Below are 18,647 nucleotides of genomic sequence, written 5' to 3'. Positions count from 1 at the left end.
GCCACCCTTGGCTTGAAGCGTGGTGCCTTTAGGCAGCAGCCTCGGTGTTCTTGGCGCGGCGGCGGGCGACCACCACGGATGCGGTACCAGCGGCAAGCGCGCCTGCGCCCACGAGGGACCAAAGGATCAGAGTGGAGTCAGCGCCAGTGTTTGCCAGCGGAACACCGCCAGTGTTCGCCAGGCCCGTGCCCGTTCCGGTGCCGGAGTTGCCGCCAGTGTTGGAAAGGGCGGTGCCTCCGACCACTACGGTGACAGGACCAACCGTGTGGCCCGACGTGTTGCCGGTAGCGGTCAAGGCGTATGCACCCGGAGTGTCAATGACGATCGGCGTTGCAAAAGCACCGTTTGCGTCAGCTACGGTAGCCAAAGTTGAAGGTGCCAGCGGAATGCGGCCCGAGACGGAAAGGCTACCGGCAGAAACGCTGCCGCCGCTAGCTGCCGGTGTGCCGGTCGGGGTGACGGTGATAGTAATACCTTCACCCGGAGTAAAACCTGTGCCACTAAAAGTAAATGCTTCTCCCGGTGCAACCGATGCGTCGGAAACTGCAACGCTGGAGTTCGGTGCTGGGTAGTTGGTTGCGACGGCTGGAACTGCGCCGACAAGTGCGATGGAACCTGCGAGCGTAAGCGCTGCAAGAGATTTCTTCATTTGTGTCCCCCTGAGACCCGATGTGGTACCACGTGTGTGTTGGAGATTTCCGAGGCCCTGAGCGACCCTAAGGCGAAATCTCATGTGTTGCCCAGATAAAACTTACCATTCGTCGGCTAGTCGAGCAAAGAAAATCCAATCCCGTTACAAAGGATTAACCTTCCAGTCTCGGCTTATTCACAAGCCGGGACTGACGGCGCCTTGATGACATCCTTGACGAGCTGTGTTGTGGGTGTGACAACGATTTGGGGTGCAGCATGCTGGACGATGTGTCCAAAAGTGAATTCGACGCTACTGCTTTGGCCTGGGGCTAGCTGGATGGTAGCTGTTCCGACGGCCCTCTGGCCGTGGCGCTGCGCTGCAAACGGGATTTTTGCTCCATCTTTGACAACCGTGTCAATATTCGACTGTGCCGGGCCGTATGCAACTAGGTTGGTTTGCACTGATCCGGCAGGAACGCCATATGCCCCGTCACCAGTCACATATCGCGGGAGAGTTCTTGCTGCATCGCTCGGCGCTGTGTTGGTGTTCGTGACCCGTACGGTCATTTCGCGATATCCATCCCGCGTACAGTCTTTGACCACTTGAACCGTGCGCTTCATCCAGTAGTCCATTTTCGCCCCGGTGCCGTCATTGAAGTAGACACCAAATTGGGCTGGGGAAGTGGCGGCGCCGGCTATCAATCCGCCGAGGGTGTACTTGCCGATGGTGGCTTGTTCGTCAGTCGATGCCGACCACAGAAGGATGCGGCGTTCCTGTACACCACGCGAGACGGAGTCCATAAGTTTCTTCGGATCGGTTTTTCCCGACGAAAGGGCAGAGAAGATCTCTTGCGCCGCGCTTGCGAAGTAGACGTCCTGGAGATCGGGCTTGTCGATCTTCGCATAGGAGTCGGACAACAACGTCCGCACCACGTTCTCCGCTGTCAGTTGGGCGGGAAGGCTACTCCCGATTTCCTTCACTAAAGGGTCCGTCATTTGTACTGGCCCAGTCGCTTCCAATATGAAGCTGAGCGCAATTGGATCAAGGGAGAGGACCCCATCTAAGTGCTCGCCCGTGCGCTTCTCCCACATTGCCTGGGCCGTGGTTGCGGTGGTCGGGAAGTCCGGCGTGAGGTTGACGTCTTGCATGAACTTGCCAACGCGGGCAGAGTAAATCGCCTGCTGCTCGGAGTCGATGGCCACTGGCGGTATGAAAGCTCCCAGGGCTGTCGCACTCGTTTGTGCCTCCAGCTTCAGATTTCCTTTGTCAATTTTTAGGACGGCCAGTGCGCCCGGAATTCCGCCTGAAGCCCGGGCCTCCGCATTGTTCTGCATAAGGAGCAGGTAGCGGCGAGGGGCTTCGGCGCCCAACATGTCGGGCGCGAGACTTGCTGCATCTGCGGCTGATTCCAAATCTCCTTGTAGTGAAGACAGTTTCTCTCTTGCTTCAATGAGCGGCGCTGAAACCTGAGGGAGGAGACCGTCAACATCTATGCCATTAAGGCGTTGCGCCGATTCCCTGACTGTGTAGGCGGCTGACTCTACCTGTGGTGCCGCGGACTGAAGGGGCGTGAGGTCCATGCCCCCGGGACCGGGGGTCAGCGCTTTCCAGTTGAGCGATTCGAATGCTCTCACGAGTGGAACTGCTCCTAGGCGAGCCACGTCGTCCGCAGAAGTAGCAACTTCACTGGCGGCCTGCATGTTTGGTCCCACGAACGGGAGAACTGACGCGGCCTTCCACAGGGGATCGTTTGCAGCATCCCGAGCAGCGCCGGTGTGCAGCACGAGGGCTTCAACCGTTCCGGCAGCTGCGCCTGCGTCATTGGCTGCCATATCCGTTTTTAGGTTGGGCAGTAAAGCTGTCGCCGCTTTCAACTCGGACTGGATGGTTACGGCTCTCGCTCCCAGCCAGGCAACACAGCCCAAAACGATGATTGTCACCACTATTGACCAGATGCCTGCGACCAAGAGCCGGCGCCGGCGTTTCTGGGTTGATCGACGAGTTTTGCTGCCGGTACCCGAGCGTCGGGCATGTGTGCTGACGTGATCGCTGCTCATCGCTTACGGCCGTCCGAGTCCGCGGTATTGCCAACCGGCTGCGCGCCACTTTGCTGGGTCAAGGACATTACGGCCGTCCAGAATGCGTGGCGTCGCAACAGCATTTCTCAGCACGTGCGGATCGAGTTCCTGGTATTCCTGCCATTCCGTGAGAAGCAAGACAATGTCGGCGTTTTCGAGAGCCGATTCAACGTCTGGGACATACTGAAGCTCAGGAAAACGTCGCGCGGCGTTGGCCAGCGCTTTTGGGTCGGTGACGGTGACCACTGCGCCTTGCAGTTGCAGCTGTGCTGCAATGCTAAGGGACGGGGAGTCGCGCACATCGTCGCTTTCCGGTTTGAAGGCCGCACCCAAAACAGTTATGCGCTTGCCGAGGAGGCCATCACCACAGAGTTCTCGAGTCAGCTCCACGACTCGCGTTCGGCGACGCATATTGATGGCATCAACTTCCCGCAAGAACGTCAGGGCTTGGTCGGCTCCTAATTCACCTGCTCTGGCCATGAAGGCGCGGATGTCCTTGGGCAGGCAGCCGCCGCCGAAGCCAATGCCAGCGTGCAAGAATTTACGACCAATCCTTTCGTCCATGCCAATTGCATCAGCAAGACGCGTCACATCGGCCCCCGCGGCATCGCAAAGTTCGGCCATGGCGTTGATGAACGAGATCTTGGTTGCAAGGAAGGAATTTGCTGCCGTCTTGACAAGCTCGGCTGTTGGAAGGTCTGTGATCAGACGCGGTGTTCCGTTAGACAGCGGTGCCGCATAGACATTGTCCAGGATATCGACGGCTATGTGATCCTCAGAACCATCGCTAACGCCGTAGACGAACCGGTCAGGGTGAAGGGTATCGGCGACTGCGTGACCTTCCCTCAGGAACTCGGGGTTCCAAACTAAGTGAGCGTCAGGCTGGCGCTCGGCGACTAATCCGGCAAGTCGTGCCGCGGTGCCAACCGGGACCGTGGATTTGCCGACGACGATGTCGCCAGGGGCCAAATGGGGGATCAGTCCCAGAATAGCAGCGTCGACATAGGTCAAGTCCGCACCGTTTTCGCCCTTTTTCTGCGGGGTCCCAACGCAGATGAAATGAACTTCGCTACCGGCCGCCGCAGCCATATCGGTAGTGAATGTGAGCTGCCCTGTTTCCTGTACGTCTGCGAGCAAGGCGTCAAGACCGGGTTCATAGAAAGGAGCTTTAGCCGACGATAAGTCAGCGATCTTACTCTCGTCTACATCGATCCCTACGACTTCGTGACCCAGTTTCGCCATACAGGCCGCATGGACGGCACCGAGGTAGCCGCAACCTATGACTGAAATACGCATGAAACTGCCTTCCGATGACTGCATACTTTGTGGTCGACCAAGGCCGACCATTGGGGTTGAATTAGACGGCACCGCTGCTGGTGAAAACTGCCTTGAAGGTTTTGATGAGAATAAGGACGTCTCCCATCAGCGACCAATTCTCAACATAGTAGAGATCAAGTCGGATGCTCTCCTCCCATGTGAGATTGGAGCGTCCACTGACTTGCCATAGCCCACTCATGCCTGGACTGACGTAGAGCCGTCTGTATGCTGCATCGTCATAAAGTGCAACTTCGCCATCTCGCTGCGGCCGTGGCCCGACCAAACTCATGCTGCCGCCAAGGACATTCAGCAACTGTGGCAGTTCATCGAGAGAGTATTTACGCAAGATTCGACCCACTGGAGTGATTCGAGGATCGTTCTCCACTTTGAACAGAGGTTTGTCCCCTGTGCCCTGAGACTCCAGCAACGCAAGGAGTTCCGAATCAGCATTCGGCTTCATAGATCGGAACTTATACATGTCGAATGTTGTACCCCGGAGCCCGATCCGTTCTTGACGATAGAGAATGGGTCCTGGCCCGCTGAGCCTTACAAATGCTGCGATAGCAAGGAGCAAAGGCGTCAGGAAAAGCAGGAGAGACCCTGCGATTGCAATGTCGAAGGTTCGTTTTGCGACTCGCTTTCCACCCGTAAGTTTCGGCGTCGAAACGTGTATCAGCGGAAGGCCTGCAACTGGTTGAGTGTGAATGCGTGGACCGGCCACATCAGTGAGCGCCGGGGCCAATATCATGCCGATGTCACGAGCGGCGAGTTCCCAGCCCAATCGTCTGAGATCTTGAGGGTGTATGCTCACGCCCGCTGAAATTGCGACAGCATCTACTCCGGTCGCCAGTATGGCGGACAGGATGGAACCGAAATCATCCTCGACGCCTGTCAGGGGAACGCTCAGCTGGGCTGTAGGTTCCGAATCGTAGGCGCCGCCAGGTACGTGGGCGGCAACAGGCAGGTACCCAGCGTGGGGTGCGCTGAGTAACGAACGAACAAGGTGCTGAGCAGAGTATTGGCCGCCGATGATCAGCACTCGAGACATGCTCCGCCCGCGCTGTCTTTCCAGGCTTAGGTGCTGACGGACAAGCCATCGCGCGGCGAGAAGAGCCATAGCGCCAGCTGGGAAGGCCAAACCGACGTAGCCTCGTGCCGTATCAATCTTAAGCGCATAGGAGAATATGGCTACGAAACCAAATAACCAAGCTGACGCTGCTATAACGCGCTTGTACTCCTCGCTGCCGGATCCGAGGATTTTTGCCTCTCGGCTTCCCCAGAATTCCAGCATTAGCCACCAAGCTATAGCCAGGACTGCTGAAAGAACGATGTAATCAGAGTCCTTCACTTCCTGAGTATTGATGTCGCTGAAGCCAAAACGAACACCAAAGGCCCCGATTACAGCCCATACGATCACCGCTGCGTCCACAAATCTCAGGCGTCGCGCATACCTTACACGCCACCCGGGCAACAACCCTCCGGTCTGCTCAGCCGACCTAGTCTCCGATTTGGTCACGCCGCCCCCATTCAACTGCATATTGTCAATTTCTAATGCGTTCGACGTTATTCCTGTACCAGTCAACGGTTGACTGAACGCCCGAAACAAGATCAATCTTGGCTGTCCAGCCTGACGCGGTCAGCTTCGATACGTCAAGCAGCTTACGCGGCGTCCCGTCTGGCTTGGAGCTGTCCCAATCAATTTCGCCCGCGTAACCAACTGCCTTTGCGACGATGCCTGCTAGTTCCTTGATCGTCACGTCCTTGCCCGTTCCGACGTTGACTTGTTCCGGTCCGTCGTAATTCTCCAAGAGATGCAGGCACGCTTCCGCCATGTCGTCAACATGGAGGAATTCTCGTCGAGGGGAACCTGATCCCCAGTTAGTTACCGTGCGTGAGCCCGATGCAGATGCTTCATCGTAGCGGCGGATGAGGGCTGGAAGCACGTGTGAACCTGTGGCGGAAAAGTTGTCGCCCGGACCGTACAAATTGGTCGGCATAGCCGATATCCATGGCAAACCATACTGACGCCGGATGGCCTGGACATGCATGATTCCTGCAATCTTCGCTATTGCGTAAGCATCATTTGTGGGCTCCAAATGACCAGTTAGCAGGGAATCTTCACGTATAGGCTGCTCGGCGAACTTGGGGTAGATGCAAGACGACCCCAAGAATAGCAATCGCTCCGTACCATGTTCGCGTGCAGCATCCAATACGTTGACTTGGATTCTCAAGTTGTCGCTCAAGAAATCCACTGGATACGTGTTGTTTGCCAAGATGCCGCCTACCTTTGCGGCGGCCAGCACGACATAGCGGGGCGCATTCTCAGCGAAAAACGCAAAAACCGCTTCGCGATTCTTCAGGTCTAGCTCGGCGGATGTTCGGCCCAGCAGGCCGGTAAAACCGGCGGAACTGAGCGTGCGCCAGATGGCGGACCCTACTAGACCCTTGTGACCAGCAACATAGAATGCCGCGTCGCGGTCGAGCGGACCGGCCTGAAAGTTAGAGGGATCAGCCATTGGTCTTCCATGTCGCCAGGTCAACGGAGTCGATCCAGTGATTTCCGGCATGTGTAAGTGCCTGGATGTCTGCGTCCACCATAATGCGAGCGAGTTCCGGGGTCTGAACTGTCGCTTTCCAGCCCAACTTTTCGTGTGCCTTCGAAGCGTCCCCAACGAGAGCATCAACTTCCGTAGGACGGAGATATCGCTCGTCGAACCGGACGTGTTCCTCCCAGTCCAGTCCTGCGTGATCAAATGCGATCTGGAGAAAGTCCTTTACTGTGTAGTTTCCACCTGTAGCAAGGACGAAGTCTTCCGGCTCATCTGCCTGCAGCATGCGCCACATGCCTTCGACATACTCTGCTGCGTAGCCCCAATCCCGTACGGCATCAAGGTTGCCCATATAGAGGTGGTCTTGGCGGCCGGCTTTGATGGCTGCGATCGCCCGGGTGATCTTCCGAGTTACGAACGTTTCGCCGCGACGGGGGGATTCGTGATTGAAAAGGATGCCGTTCACTGCGAACATTCCGTAGGCCTCACGGTAGTTCTTGGTGACCCAGTAGCTATAGACCTTCGCAGCGCCATAAGGAGACCGGGGATAGAACGGAGTTTCCTCGTTCTGCGGCGGGGGTGTTGCGCCGAACATTTCCGAAGACGACGCTTGGTAGAATCTGGTTTCTATGCCGGACATTCGGACCGCCTCAAGGAGTCGGACGGAACCAATTCCTGTAGTGTCCCCCGTATGTTCCGGCTCGTCAAACGATACCCTTACGTGCGATTGGGCTGCCAAGTTGTAGACCTCGTCAGGCTGGATCTCCGCCAAGAGGGTAACTAGCCGGGCACCGTCACTCAGATCTCCGTAATGCAGGAATAGCTTCGCAGAGGGATCGTGGGGATCGACGTACAGGTGGTCAATCCTCGCAGTATTAAATGTCGAGGCGCGGCGGATGAGACCGTGAACTTCGTACCCTTTTTGGAGGAGCAATTCTGCCAAGTAGGATCCGTCTTGCCCGGTGATACCGGTTATGAACGCGCATTTTGTCATTTTTTCCCCGTGTTGTTAAAGTCGTCAATCGCAGAGCCAAGCGGCTGTGCGTCGATGCCAAGCTTTGTATAGGAAATAGCATATGTCTCGGGCTGTATGACTTGGAAATCACTGCCTCAAGTATGCGCCTGCATTACTAGTCAGCGCACCGTTTCGGGGCTAGGGTGTCGTAAGACTACCCTGTTTCCCTAGCGCCTTCTCAGAACTCACGATGCCGACGGACGCAGCAGGGTTACCCGCAATAATGCTATCGGGCCCAAATTCGCCACTAACCACCGCGCCGGCGCCCACTACAGAATTGTCGCCTATCCTAGAGCCCTTGAGGATCATGGCGTTGGCGCCTATGAATACGTTATCGCCTATGACTATGGAATGCTTTTGCTGCGGTTTGGGTAGCGGTAGATAGCGTCGATCGGACGAATGGACTTGGTGAAAGTCGGTGTCGACAACCATGGCGTTGGCGCCAATAAGACACCCATTCCCTATCCGGATTGATCTCGCTGCTACAATCGTTGCTCCGCTAACCCCACAGTCCACGCCGATATCTACTTCCGCTCCCCCCTGCACGGTACGAATGATTGTTGGGTGATTGACCCCGATTACCTGCATGCGTGACCAGGAAACGGCAACAAAATTATCGCCGATATTGATGGTTGAGCCTGAACGAAGAGTCACCACCGGAACGCCTATAAATCGTGCACGATGGAGTCCGGAAACCCCCTTCTGTCGGAGGAAAGCACTGACAAAACGAGTCAGTATCGTAACGATCAAGTTCCTCATAAGATCTCCTAACGCAGGCTGAAGCGCGCCTGATTTCGCGATGGTGATGATTGCTGATTTATTCGTCTGTAGGCCATGCGAATACTGGGGATAACTTGCAGTACGAACATGCATGCGGACATGCAGAGGTAGGGCGCAGCCGCCCCAAGGTAAGGAACGCTGAAGATGATGAGTGCCACCGTAGTGGTCGCTACAAGAACCACGCAGGCAGCCTGGAACCACAGGCCCTTGGAATCGTTCAATAGCATCGCACTCGGTTGATGAATCGCTGTGACAACTAAGTAGGAGCCGGCACCTAGGATAAGAAGCAAGGGCGGCGAGACCTGCGCCCCCGAGACCAGATCGGCTGCAGGCGCCGCTATGAAAACGAGTGCAATTGCGAAGAACAATCCAATAAACACGAAGATCATCAAATGATTCTTGTATGATGCAGGAGACAAACTGTTGTCATGCAAATCCCTGCGATATCTCGCCCACAAATTTTGACCCACCACCCCCGTTACTGCAAGAAGTGGACCAAGAAATTGTGCCACTAGCGAGTATTCGGCAACGCTTTGAGGACTGCCAAAATGGGATAGAAGAATTCGGTGGCTCTGGAAGCCGATGGTCATGCCTACCGAGACAATTAAGAAGGGCGCCGCGGTGCGCCACAGCGATGGACCCTGCGCACTCCCGGAGAACAACGCCGAAAACGGGAGATTCATGCGGAGGCCGTGTCTGCGCCTCGCTAGCCAATAACCGGTCGCTGCTGTGGCCAGATAGGCTGTGCCTGGACCCCAGAAGTACGCATATGGAGGGGCGTCCATAATCATTAAGGGAACATATATGCATACTTGAATTACCGGACCGACTAACCCCATGCGAACGACGTCGATCATTCGGCCGAGGCCTTGAAGGACCCGGCCTCCTAGGCCTAGTGGGATTGAACACGCAATGCAAGCAAACGTGTAGGCCGTGGCCTCGTCAATCCCAGGTGTGCCGGAGAGGTTTCCTAGAAGCGGATCGAAGGACACCACGTAGTACGCGAGGGCCGTAAAACCAGACAAGATCAGCATGAAAATGATCATCCAGTCTCGAGCTTTCGAGACTTGATGCCGGAATTGGCCTCGACTGAGTTTGCCAGCCGATCGATCAGAAGTGGCATTGACTATACTTGCACCCAAGCCCAAATCAGCAAAAGGCAATAGATTAACCAGAGATGCCACAAGGGCAAACGCCGCATACTCAGAGGCGCCGTGTTGACGCGACAATACCGCAATCGCAAGGACGTTCGCTCCAAACCCGGCAAAAAGGGAAATAAAGCGGAAAAGTGCTACACCACCGAGATCGATTTCTCTAGCCCGCAATAGTAAAGTCGACATGTTGAATCGCTAGTACCTGGTCGAAATAAGTCTAAAAACGCGGATACAAAATTTGCGTAATACGAGATGCGGTGCGGTGGCCACGGAGCGGAAAAGCCAGGCCGAGGCTGAAATTCGCCTGTTGTTGGCCCAAGCAGTCCGAGCCGCGCGAGTAAATGCCGCTCCCTTTATCTCCGTTGCCGACATAAACTTAACCTGCATACCAGTTGCGTTGGCGTAATGAATCCTAATTGATTCTTTGTCGCTGATCGCCGCCGTGGGTGCGTGGCTCGATTTTCCAGTGTAAAGACGATACTTTGTGCAGGGCTCGTCGTGCGTTCCGATCTGTCCGATCATGGATAGGCGGATTATCAACTCAAAATCCTCAGCATATCTAGTGTCCAGCTGTGGAATAGACATGAGGTTTGCTTGGTCGAACGCAGTCTTCCGTATTACGGAGGCAGCGGGTGGCCAGGGCCCGAACCCCGTCAAAAGTAGGTCTTCAGTCGAAACGGTTTCGTAATGGCGATTCAGAAGGTGCTCGCGGCCGTTTGGTTCGATTCCGATGACACGCCCACCTACGACGCAATAGTCGGGGTTTGATTGGAGCATCTGAATGGACTTAGCAACTCCTGCTGCAATCAGTTCGTCGTCGGCGTCTAGCAGTGCAATGAAATCTGTTGCGCAATATTTTATTCCGTGTCGGCGGGCATGCGATGCTCCAGCATTGGTTTGGCTGAGCACTTCGGCGCCGGCCTCTCTCGCCACTAATGCAGTTGCATCCGTTGATCCGTCGTCGACCACAATGATTCTGCAGTTGGCAATAGAACGGCAACTGTCAATCGCCCGGCGGATCGTGGACTGCGAGTTATACGCAGGAATCACTACTGTCAAAATGTCAGTTTGACTCACCGCACTACTCCCGTAGCTTGAGAGGGATTTGCTTGGCGAAGCGGCCTTCTGAGAAGTCGCTCGAACATTGTGAAGCAGGCAAAGAATACGGAAAGTCCTGTATCGATCTTGGGCCATTTTGTGACCGAAATCTTTGCAGATTCCCTAGCTCGAATCATGTCCTTGTAGTGGGCCCAAGCATTTCGCGTCGAGCCTGCACCCAATGCATCAAAATCACACAATACCTCCGCCCAGACTTCCGGAAGGGCCCGCATGGAGCACTTCATCATGAACAGTTGATCCGCTGTTAGCCCGAATGTTGTGTCATATCCATCTAATTCCCAAAATAGTTTCCGAGAGAAGATGGTCGCCTGATGTGGAACTATTCGTCCGCCGATGAGGAATCGAGCGTGTTCGAAGGGGATTTGGCCGCCAATTCCGATTGATTGGTTGTCTCGAACGATATTGCTCAAGCCGTATCCCCATTGGAATTCTGATTCAGCGTATTTCGATGCCACAAAGGCAGCCGAGTCAGGGGCATGGAATGTGTCCGAGGAATGCAAGAACCACAGCAGTGAGCCAGTGGCCATTCTTGCGCCTTTGTTCATAGCATCGTACCGGCCATCGTCTGGCTCACTCACCCAGCGGACTGTCGCGTCCAAACCGGCAAGGTAATCGGCTGTGCCATCTGTGGATCCACCATCGACTACTATGTGTTCAATTTCCACCCATGTCTGACTCCGGACGCTGGCAATTGTCTTTTTGAGGCCCTCAAGATCGTTCCAGGCGATCGTGATAACACTAATTCTCAATGGAGTCCCTCTCGACTCGGCGGCCAGGCCTATGCAGATGTGTGGTAATTGCCTCGTCATATGCTTCCCGGAGGAGGCGACGCGCTTCGTGAACGGTGTGTTGTTGAGCGACTGCTTCCGTCTTGTCTAGGACAAATTTTCGGTGGTTTGCGTTGGTGAAGAACCTGTCGACACTTTCAGCTATTTCCTGTGCAGACCCGTTGACCGTGTAGTAGCCAAGTGAGCTCATAGCCGGAATGGCGCGGGCTATTACGGGCGTGCCAAGCGCGGCCGCTTCTATGGCTGAAATCGGCGCAGCTTCCCAGGCGCCGGTGTGAACGTAAAGATGTGATGCAGCCACCATGCGACGTACCTGTTCCGGAGAAATCCACCCACTGACACGTACTCCAGCCTTGAGAAGACGATCCTTCATCGCAGGGTCCCCGTCTCCCACCCATGTGAAATCTATTTTCGTTGTCACGAGCTCAGCGACTTGGGCGAAGAGTTCTGGATCTTTTTGCCAGCCGATTCGACCGACCATGGTCACGCTTGCCTGCTGGTCTCGGTCCGACGAGGGCTGATGATCTGGAACCGTGTTGGGTACGTAATGTACCGACATTCGTGAGTTGAGCTGGGATCCCAAGACGGCCTCATGCGGGCTAACAGCCACAAGCGTTTGTCTTCGCATAGCAAGAGCTCGTTCCGCCAATCGTAGGGCAGTCAGCCACGCTTGCGGTTTATCCCGTCGCTCGAATGCATAGCAGTGCGGCGAGTACACTATTGGGCTTGTTGAAGGCGCCAAGACGCGTGCGAGTCCGGCTAAACTTGAATGGACATGAACAATGTCGGGTCTTTCCCTCTTTATCATTTGGCGAATCTCGAGTAGGTATTTGACGAGTGGACCACTGTACTCGACGACGCGAGTGTTGGCCGAAAACTCGCCTGCTGATTCTCCGGAGCGAGGTCGCCCGAACACGACGTGCTGATCCGAATATAACATTTGTGCATATTTAGATATCGCATTCTGGACACCTCCTCCCATGGCTTCTGTCACATGCAGAATTTTCATTAGCTATCCCGTGTTTCGGCTCAGAGACTAATTGAAATGGTCCGAGGAGCGTGAGGTGGTTCCGGCAACAATCGATTTAATTGAGTCCAGGAGGCGAGCTTCAACGGTGCGGATCTCTGCCTGCTTTGCTCGAATACGACTCCAGAACTCCTCCGGGTCCGTGCGAATGCGTTCCATCAGAGCCGTAACTTGGGCCATTGTTGCGTCGCGTGCATTAAGTACGTAGTCGCCCAAGCCGATATCTTCGTAGGCGCCCCAGCCCTTCCGCTCATAGCTAAGGTGGATTGCCGGGAAGCCGGCAATTAGGGACGAGAGGGCCCCGTGTAGTCTCGTGCTAACGACTATCCTTGGCTCAGAACCGGCCAGAATTTTGGCCATGGGGCGTGGAGTGCTGCCTCCGAGCCGCTGAGTAAGAGGGAGATCATCGTTTCCTCCCCCAGTGGACTGGAGGGCCCATTCGAATTGCTTCGATTGACTTGCCTCATTCAGGAACTCATAGTAATTCCGTGGTTTGGAGATCTCACGGGCAACAAGAACTGGCCGTTCCGCAATCAGGCCATTCTGCTGGGCCTCAAGCGGTTGCCTGGCTAGTTCGAGGACTGCTAGGTCAGGCATCCTTGAGATAGATGCTACATTTGCGAATTCCGCAACAGATCTGTCGTCGCGAACGCAGACGGTTGTGATTTTGTTCAACTGACGTGCAATCGAGCGCTTGTAGGGTCCGCGGAAGGGTCCAATGCTCTGCGAAAGGTAGATTGTCTTGTGACCGTGTTTGGCGGCCAACTTCAGCTGTCCATAGTGAGCGCCCCAACTCTTGACGGCTGGGCCGAAGCTACCGCCGCGGAGGTATCCTCCTCCGACAGCGACAATCAAATCTGCTTCGTTCGCTAATTCAGTGATTTCTCTGCACGCTCCAAAGAGACCAGTGGCCAGCATAGCCAGTCTGCGAAACATGCCTCTTGACTCTCCCAGCAGTCGAGCCCGCCATTGGATGTATCCCGGCCCGTCGAATGCTTCGGCCTCGGAGGCAACGACGCGGAAGTCCGCTTTGCCCAAGGCGCGCAATACTGTTGTTTTTGCTAGCTCGACAAGTAGTCCGTCGCCCGAGTTTTTTGGACTGTATGCGTGGAGCAGGAGAACTTTTGGGGAGCTAGTTTCCCAGATAGTCGACAATTGCACTCCTCGTACTCAGGTTCTGTGATGATTCGAGTGCCTGGTGAAAGGCAATGACGCGAACGTCGGGTTGTGCAGCGAGCGTGGAGAGAATGCCTTTGAACTCATCGGCGTCGTCGAAGAGCCAGAGGGGTCCGCTGCTTGATAAGTCTTGAAAAGCCGCAATGCGACTTCCGATAGTTGCTCTCCCTCGGGCTCGTGCTTCCCACACGATCAAAGGGTTGAGTTCCCATCGGCTCGGCATGAACAACGCATCTGCCCAATCAAGATGTGCCCCCACGTCTTCCACATGGGGAAACAGTTCGAGCGTATGCATTGCATTCAGTCGGTTTGGGAGGTCAGCGATTGATTCCCGTTCCTCCCCGTCACCCAGGTATCTGACATGCACGGGTATTTTTACGTTGGCCAAGAGCTCGGGAAGCCGGTCGAGCCCTTTCTGCCTAGAGAGCCTACCTGCGAAAACGAGCCTAACTTCAGCGAGTATGCCGGCCCGAGGTCTCACCGGCGGGGCATCTGGCAGTTTGATAATGTTGTGCTCAACTTTGATTGCCTGCGCAGGTCCGTAGTTTCCATCAATTAGCTCCTCAACCGCGCGGGTGGAGGGCGCTGTGATCAAGCCGGCATGGCGTATGCCTCGCCTGACTAGGACATCTTCTAGTTGTCCTATTGCTCCCTTAGCGTCTTGAGATGGCAATTGGTGGAAGGTCGCGGCCAGCTTCTTACGTTTAAGCAGTCGAACCGGAAGCATGCCGAGCACTAGGTGGCTTCCCCTCATCAGCGAATAGACTGTTTCCGCTTTGCGGATGTGCGGTAGAAGGCGCAAGGCGGCCTCGAGTACTCCGATTGGACTCCTCGGCAAATCAAGTTCGATAGTTCTACCCGCAAGTCGTTTGGCAGAGTCGTGATTGCGATTCCCACGGAACAGTATCAACAGTGTCGTCTTGGTCGGGGTAAGCTGCCGGAGGATTCCTTCTAGGGCACCTTGGGCTCCGCCGCCTTCAAGCCACGGCACGATAACGAGCGTCTTGGCTGTGAAGGAATGTTCTTGCTGTGCGTCGGGCATATTGGAGTCACTTTCTTGTCGCGCACCACTTCTGATAGAACCCTGACCTGGAGCATTGTGGGGTCTTGGTCCGTCTAACAAGAAACTTTGCGAATGGCCACTACTCGGCGAGTTGCCGGCTGAGTGTCGCGGCTCGGGATCCGTTGGAGTCTTCCGACTGGTCTGCTTGTTGTTCCAGTTCGCACGAGTCTGAGGAAGCGGGGACAACCTTGCCAGCGACTGAATTAGAAGGGAATACTTGGGCGCTCCGCGATTGGGTGGCCCCATCCGGTTGACGGTGGCTTCCGTAGTTCATGTACGAATACGAGTACGCATCCGGGCCTTTGGTCGGGAGGCGGTTCAGGACGACGCCAAGAATATTCGCCTCAACAAGACGAAGCGCACCTAGCGATTTTTCCAGATCTTGGGAACGGGTTTTTTGGGCACTTACAACGACAACAACGCCTCCGGCGTGTTGGGACAGGACGGCAGCATCTGTTACCGGGAGCAAAGGTGGCGCATCGATAATCAGCGTGTCGAAGACTTGCTCCAGGCGCTCAACGAGGCCCTTCATTTCGTTAGAACCCAAAAGTTCGCTCGGGTTCGGAGGAATCTGACCTGATGTGAGCACGTAGAGGTCATTTGGTCCCCAAGGCTGAAGGAGGTCAGTCACGTCGGCCGACCCTACCAGCGCAGTGGTGAGGCCCGCACTTCTCTCCAAGCCGAGATACTCGGCGACCATTGGCCGCCGTAAGTCGGCGTCGATTAGACAGACACTTTGTCCAGCCTCGGCCAACGCGATCGCAAGATTTATTGCCGTGGTGGTCTTCCCCTCACCTGGGAGTGACGAGGTAACAATGAAGCTCTTCGCATGTCCTGCTACATTCGCAAACTGCAGGTTTGTTCTCAATTGCCGGTAGGATTCGGCGCGCGGACTCTGGAAGGCTGCCTGAGTGAGTAGGGGCTTTCCGGCGGCGTCAGGTTCAAAGGCTATGCCACCTATCAGGGGCTCATCACACACATCCCGCAGGTCCGACTCGCTCTTGATTCTCGTGTCTAGCAGAGACCGAAGCGCCGCGAAGCCAAATCCAAAAGCGACTCCCACGAGCACGCCAATGCCGAGATTGAGTTTCGTGTTGGGGGCAGATGGAGATGTCGGGGCTACGGCCGGCGAAATGACCGAAAGGCTGATAGGGGAAGTTCCTCCGGTTTTCGGTCGTTCGAGTGTATCGACTGCGTTCACCAAGCTTGAGGAGATAGCCTGAGCAATTGCGGCTGCCTGCACCGGCGACGAGTCTGAAGCCTCGATGGTGATCAGGACGGTGTTGAGGTCAGAGGAGGCTTTTACGCGTTGACTGAGTTCTTGCGGGGTTATTGCGAGGCCGAGCGCATCAATCGCAGGTTGTAACACCACGGGAGTGGCCACGGTCTTTACGTATGACTGGACCCGTGCCTGACTAAAGGTGTTCCCCTGTTGCAATTCTTGAACAGACCCCGAACTTTGTATTGCAACGAACAGTTGTGTTTGCGCAGTATAGGTGGGCTTTGCTGCTACAGAGACTCCTCCGCCAACGGCTAGTCCAGCTAGAGACGTGGCAAGTAATAACATCCAGTTACGGCGAAGGATTCGAAGGTAATCGCGAAGATCCAAATCATGGCCCCCTATTTCGCATTGTGAAAACTTGCCGCAAGGCACGTTCCCAGAACGGCACTTTTCTGCGGTCCCCATGATTCTACCCGTTGGGGCCAGGGCGCGCGCTTCGATAATGGTGCATCACAGAGTGTTACGTGAAGCCAATGGCTGCCCTTGAAGCAGGCCCATGGCGAATGAAGATCTCAATTCAAACTCTCACCGTCCGATTTCCGCGCTAGCCAGACACTTCATCTCAGCGCCGAATGCCTCTACGGTCCTTGTCTGACGACTCCGAGGCTTTGGCGGTCGTGTGGAGGATCCTGTCATCCTGCTGTAGTTTTGTGGGCACGCCAAACGCATTCTTGGACAACTGTCCAGCCCGCCGAGAGGGTTTCGGCATCCAAGAAAAAACCCGACAATGCGTTTTGTAGACCGCGCCATGGTGTTCGAAATTCGAGGGTGATCTTTGGTCACCAATCTTTCCCTCGTTGTTGACGCCAATGACTTCAGGCCGCACTCATCGTCGCCGGAACAGGCAACGAGGGACAATCAAGCCCTGGCGCATCCAAGAAGCCCTGCGGACCACGCGTCGATCACTGCAAGCAGCGTCACTACGGAGGCCGTCACCACGGTGAGCCGAAGTCCGTCGCGGGTCAGCGGGCACTGTCCTTGCCGACCTAGCCGGTCGATAGCCTACGGCTCCACAAAGCGGCACAGGTCCGCCCGCCCGCCGAGGAGGGGCTTTGTTACGTGAGCGCACTAAGCCAAGTCTCATGGGCCCCCGGTATGCTTGGGGAAACACTTAACTGGGGGGCCTATGTCCGGACGCAGCGAGACAGGCTCGCAGGCTCGAAGGAATATTGTCATTCTGTTTGTACTGGGCACCACCATAATGTCGCTGGTCGGCTGGTGGCTGGACAACGGTGCGGGCAGCAATGCGCTGGCAGTCCTGCTTCTTGGTGTCACGGGCATTGTTGCAGCTGGCCTGATCGGCCGAGGGCAGCAATAGTGCCAGAAGAGAAGCAACCACGGACGTGGGTCAGGCGCTTCACGGGTGTAGGGGCCATGGTTGCCAGCCCCGTTTACGGGTTCGCTTTTCCCTTGGCGGCTATCCCGGCGGTGGCCATGTTGTTCGTAAAGCCGCTAGCAGGCTTCCCGAAACTAACTAAAGCGATCGCTTGGTGGTCGGCAATCGGGATAGTTGCGCTTACGCTCAGCGCCTTCCTTCAAGACGAGCCTGTCAGCGGAAACATTCTTCACTATGCTGCCATGCTTCTGTTCGTGATCGCTGGGGTCAAGATGACATCAGACGCCTCGACGGCAGCGAAGCTGCTGGCTTACGTCTCCATCGGCAGCGCCATGTTCTACTTGATCTTCCGGCCCACAAACACGGATACCTTCGAACATCTTTGGAAGTACGGCCTCGGCCCGTACGTTGCAATCGCAATCGTCTGGTTTCTGTGCGAACGAACTGACCAGCGGATCATACCGCTGACGGCGCTGTTCGTCGTCGGATGCTCGAGTCTTTTCCTTGGCTTTAGATCTCACGGGTTGGTTTGCTTCGTCGTGGTTGTCATTATCCTGGTTCGAGGTGACACCAGAGGCGCTGCTGGTAAGGCGTTCAAGGGCGCCATTGCGGCTGTTGCCCTCTATGCGCTCTCCAAGGTACTGCCCATGGGAATCGCGGCAGGCTGGTTTGGTCAAGCCGTCCAAGCCCGGACAATGCAGCAATTGGGCGACAACGGACCTGATATTCTCGCGGGTCGCGTGGAACCGCCACTGTCACTGGCAGCTATCCTGAAACACCCTTGGATCGGCTGGGGCAATCTCAACGCCATCGACAACCACACGATGAGCGTTGGCGCTGATATTGCATACACCTTGGGCATGGTTCCCGATGACTACATGAGGCTGTGGATTCGGGCAGATGGCAGGGTGTCCCTTCATTCAGTCTTTGCTGAGGGTTGGGCGGAGGGCGGCATTCTCGCGGTGGTTATGCCTGCACTTCTATTTGGCCTGTTTGTCGTCGCCATTTTCAAAGCCCACGGTCGGTTGGCTCCGTTGGTAGTTCTCGTAGCAATACAGGGCATTTGGGATGTCTTGTTCTCAACATGGGGGTACAACCGCGGCCTGACGTTGGCCGTATCTGCTGTACTCGCAGCGTGGGCTATCACTCACTCGTCCCAAGACCAGTCCGGGGTAGCCCACGGAGGGCGCTTCATCGAACCGGAAAAGCCCGGCCTCTCTCGCACCAGCTCGAGCCGTCATGAATGAGAGTGATCGAGTCGCGGAAAGGCATTAGTCGATGCGGCAGGGGCCGTGCCGCTGGAGAACTTGAGGCCGGCAGGCCACACGCGCG

Annotated in this window: 16 protein-coding genes; 2 read left to right on the top strand and 14 right to left on the bottom strand. The window is 55.8% G+C overall.

The window, feature by feature from the left end:
- Nucleotides 1-28: 28 nt before the first annotated feature.
- The 14 genes from LDN90_RS19260 to LDN90_RS19195 all read right to left on the bottom strand — a co-directional run bounded on the left by LDN90_RS19260 (nt 29) and on the right by LDN90_RS19195 (nt 16,306).
- Nucleotides 29-649 carry an LPXTG cell wall anchor domain-containing protein gene (locus tag LDN90_RS19260; RefSeq protein WP_223946727.1) on the bottom strand — a complete coding sequence of 207 codons (621 nt, stop codon included), beginning with the start codon at nt 647-649 and terminating at the stop codon, nt 29-31.
- 173 nt (nt 650-822) lie between these two features.
- Nucleotides 823-2,463 carry a DUF4012 domain-containing protein gene (locus LDN90_RS19255; protein ID WP_223946726.1) on the bottom strand — a complete coding sequence of 547 codons (1,641 nt, stop codon included), beginning with the start codon at nt 2,461-2,463 and terminating at the stop codon, nt 823-825.
- A gap of 228 nt (nt 2,464-2,691) precedes the next feature.
- Nucleotides 2,692-4,005: a UDP-glucose/GDP-mannose dehydrogenase family protein gene (locus tag LDN90_RS19250; RefSeq protein WP_223946725.1), complete on the bottom strand. Its 1,314-nt coding sequence runs from the start codon at nt 4,003-4,005 to the stop codon at nt 2,692-2,694.
- A gap of 61 nt (nt 4,006-4,066) precedes the next feature.
- Nucleotides 4,067-5,455, bottom strand: a complete 1,389-nt coding sequence (locus tag LDN90_RS19245; protein ID WP_223946724.1) for a sugar transferase — start codon at nt 5,453-5,455, stop codon at nt 4,067-4,069.
- Nucleotides 5,456-5,567: 112 nt separating this feature from the next.
- On the bottom strand, nt 5,568-6,542 hold the full coding sequence (locus LDN90_RS19240) for a GDP-L-fucose synthase (protein WP_223946723.1): 975 nt from the start codon (nt 6,540-6,542) through the stop codon (nt 5,568-5,570).
- Nucleotides 6,535-7,569, bottom strand: a complete 1,035-nt coding sequence (gmd, locus tag LDN90_RS19235; protein ID WP_223946722.1) for a GDP-mannose 4,6-dehydratase — start codon at nt 7,567-7,569, stop codon at nt 6,535-6,537. The genes LDN90_RS19240 and gmd overlap by 8 nt, the downstream gene beginning before the upstream one ends.
- A gap of 159 nt (nt 7,570-7,728) precedes the next feature.
- Entirely contained in the window at nt 7,729-8,349 is a 621-nt protein-coding gene (locus LDN90_RS19230; protein WP_223946721.1) for an acyltransferase, read from the bottom strand.
- 8 nt (nt 8,350-8,357) lie between these two features.
- Nucleotides 8,358-9,710, bottom strand: a complete 1,353-nt coding sequence (locus LDN90_RS19225; protein ID WP_223946720.1) for a hypothetical protein — start codon at nt 9,708-9,710, stop codon at nt 8,358-8,360.
- A gap of 9 nt (nt 9,711-9,719) precedes the next feature.
- Nucleotides 9,720-10,601 (bottom strand): glycosyltransferase family 2 protein, encoded by an 882-nt coding sequence (locus tag LDN90_RS19220; protein ID WP_223946719.1) that lies wholly within the window; start codon nt 10,599-10,601, stop codon nt 9,720-9,722.
- Nucleotides 10,598-11,452, bottom strand: coding sequence for a glycosyltransferase family 2 protein (locus LDN90_RS19215; RefSeq protein WP_223946718.1), 855 nt, complete (start codon nt 11,450-11,452; stop codon nt 10,598-10,600). The genes LDN90_RS19220 and LDN90_RS19215 overlap by 4 nt, the downstream gene beginning before the upstream one ends.
- Nucleotides 11,382-11,912, bottom strand: coding sequence for a glycosyltransferase (locus LDN90_RS24225; protein WP_263426302.1), 531 nt, complete (start codon nt 11,910-11,912; stop codon nt 11,382-11,384). The genes LDN90_RS19215 and LDN90_RS24225 overlap by 71 nt, the downstream gene beginning before the upstream one ends.
- A gap of 555 nt (nt 11,913-12,467) precedes the next feature.
- Nucleotides 12,468-13,613 (bottom strand): polysaccharide pyruvyl transferase family protein, encoded by a 1,146-nt coding sequence (locus LDN90_RS19205; RefSeq protein WP_223946717.1) that lies wholly within the window; start codon nt 13,611-13,613, stop codon nt 12,468-12,470.
- Nucleotides 13,591-14,676 carry a glycosyltransferase family 4 protein gene (locus LDN90_RS19200; RefSeq protein ID WP_223946716.1) on the bottom strand — a complete coding sequence of 362 codons (1,086 nt, stop codon included), beginning with the start codon at nt 14,674-14,676 and terminating at the stop codon, nt 13,591-13,593. The genes LDN90_RS19205 and LDN90_RS19200 overlap by 23 nt, the downstream gene beginning before the upstream one ends.
- 100 nt (nt 14,677-14,776) lie before the next feature.
- Complete coding sequence (locus tag LDN90_RS19195; RefSeq protein ID WP_223946715.1) at nt 14,777-16,306, bottom strand: polysaccharide biosynthesis tyrosine autokinase; 1,530 nt, start codon at nt 16,304-16,306, stop codon at nt 14,777-14,779.
- Between the two features lie 799 nt (nt 16,307-17,105).
- Here LDN90_RS19195 and LDN90_RS19190 point away from each other — a divergent pair.
- Both LDN90_RS19190 and LDN90_RS19185 read left to right on the top strand, forming a co-directional pair.
- Entirely contained in the window at nt 17,106-17,297 is a 192-nt protein-coding gene (locus LDN90_RS19190; protein WP_223946714.1) for a hypothetical protein, read from the top strand.
- Nucleotides 17,297-18,562, top strand: a complete 1,266-nt coding sequence (locus LDN90_RS19185; protein WP_223946713.1) for a hypothetical protein — start codon at nt 17,297-17,299, stop codon at nt 18,560-18,562. The genes LDN90_RS19190 and LDN90_RS19185 overlap by 1 nt, the downstream gene beginning before the upstream one ends.
- Nucleotides 18,563-18,647 lie beyond the last annotated feature (85 nt).

The organism is Arthrobacter sp. NtRootA1 (assembly GCF_019976975.1).
GTDB lineage: Bacteria > Actinomycetota > Actinomycetes > Actinomycetales > Micrococcaceae > Arthrobacter > Arthrobacter aromaticivorans.
The sequence above is the reverse complement of the archived record's forward strand: the minus strand, read 5'-3'. Positions and strand labels throughout refer to the sequence as shown.

Coding starts and splice junctions, on each gene's coding strand:
- LDN90_RS19200 (WP_223946716.1), bottom strand. CDS start 14,676: ATGCCCGACGCACAGCAAGAACATTCCTTCACAGCCAAGACGCTCGTT.
- LDN90_RS19225 (WP_223946720.1), bottom strand. CDS start 9,710: ATGTCGACTTTACTATTGCGGGCTAGAGAAATCGATCTCGGTGGTGTA.
- LDN90_RS24225 (WP_263426302.1), bottom strand. CDS start 11,912: ATGGTCGGTCGAATCGGCTGGCAAAAAGATCCAGAACTCTTCGCCCAA.
- LDN90_RS19255 (WP_223946726.1), bottom strand. CDS start 2,463: ATGGCAGCCAATGACGCAGGCGCAGCTGCCGGAACGGTTGAAGCCCTC.
- LDN90_RS19230 (WP_223946721.1), bottom strand. CDS start 8,349: ATGAGGAACTTGATCGTTACGATACTGACTCGTTTTGTCAGTGCTTTC.
- LDN90_RS19240 (WP_223946723.1), bottom strand. CDS start 6,542: ATGGCTGATCCCTCTAACTTTCAGGCCGGTCCGCTCGACCGCGACGCG.
- LDN90_RS19250 (WP_223946725.1), bottom strand. CDS start 4,005: ATGCGTATTTCAGTCATAGGTTGCGGCTACCTCGGTGCCGTCCATGCG.
- gmd (WP_223946722.1), bottom strand. CDS start 7,569: ATGACAAAATGCGCGTTCATAACCGGTATCACCGGGCAAGACGGATCC.
- LDN90_RS19190 (WP_223946714.1), top strand. CDS start 17,106: ATGTCCGGACGCAGCGAGACAGGCTCGCAGGCTCGAAGGAATATTGTC.
- LDN90_RS19260 (WP_223946727.1), bottom strand. CDS start 649: ATGAAGAAATCTCTTGCAGCGCTTACGCTCGCAGGTTCCATCGCACTT.
- LDN90_RS19215 (WP_223946718.1), bottom strand. CDS start 11,452: ATGACGAGGCAATTACCACACATCTGCATAGGCCTGGCCGCCGAGTCG.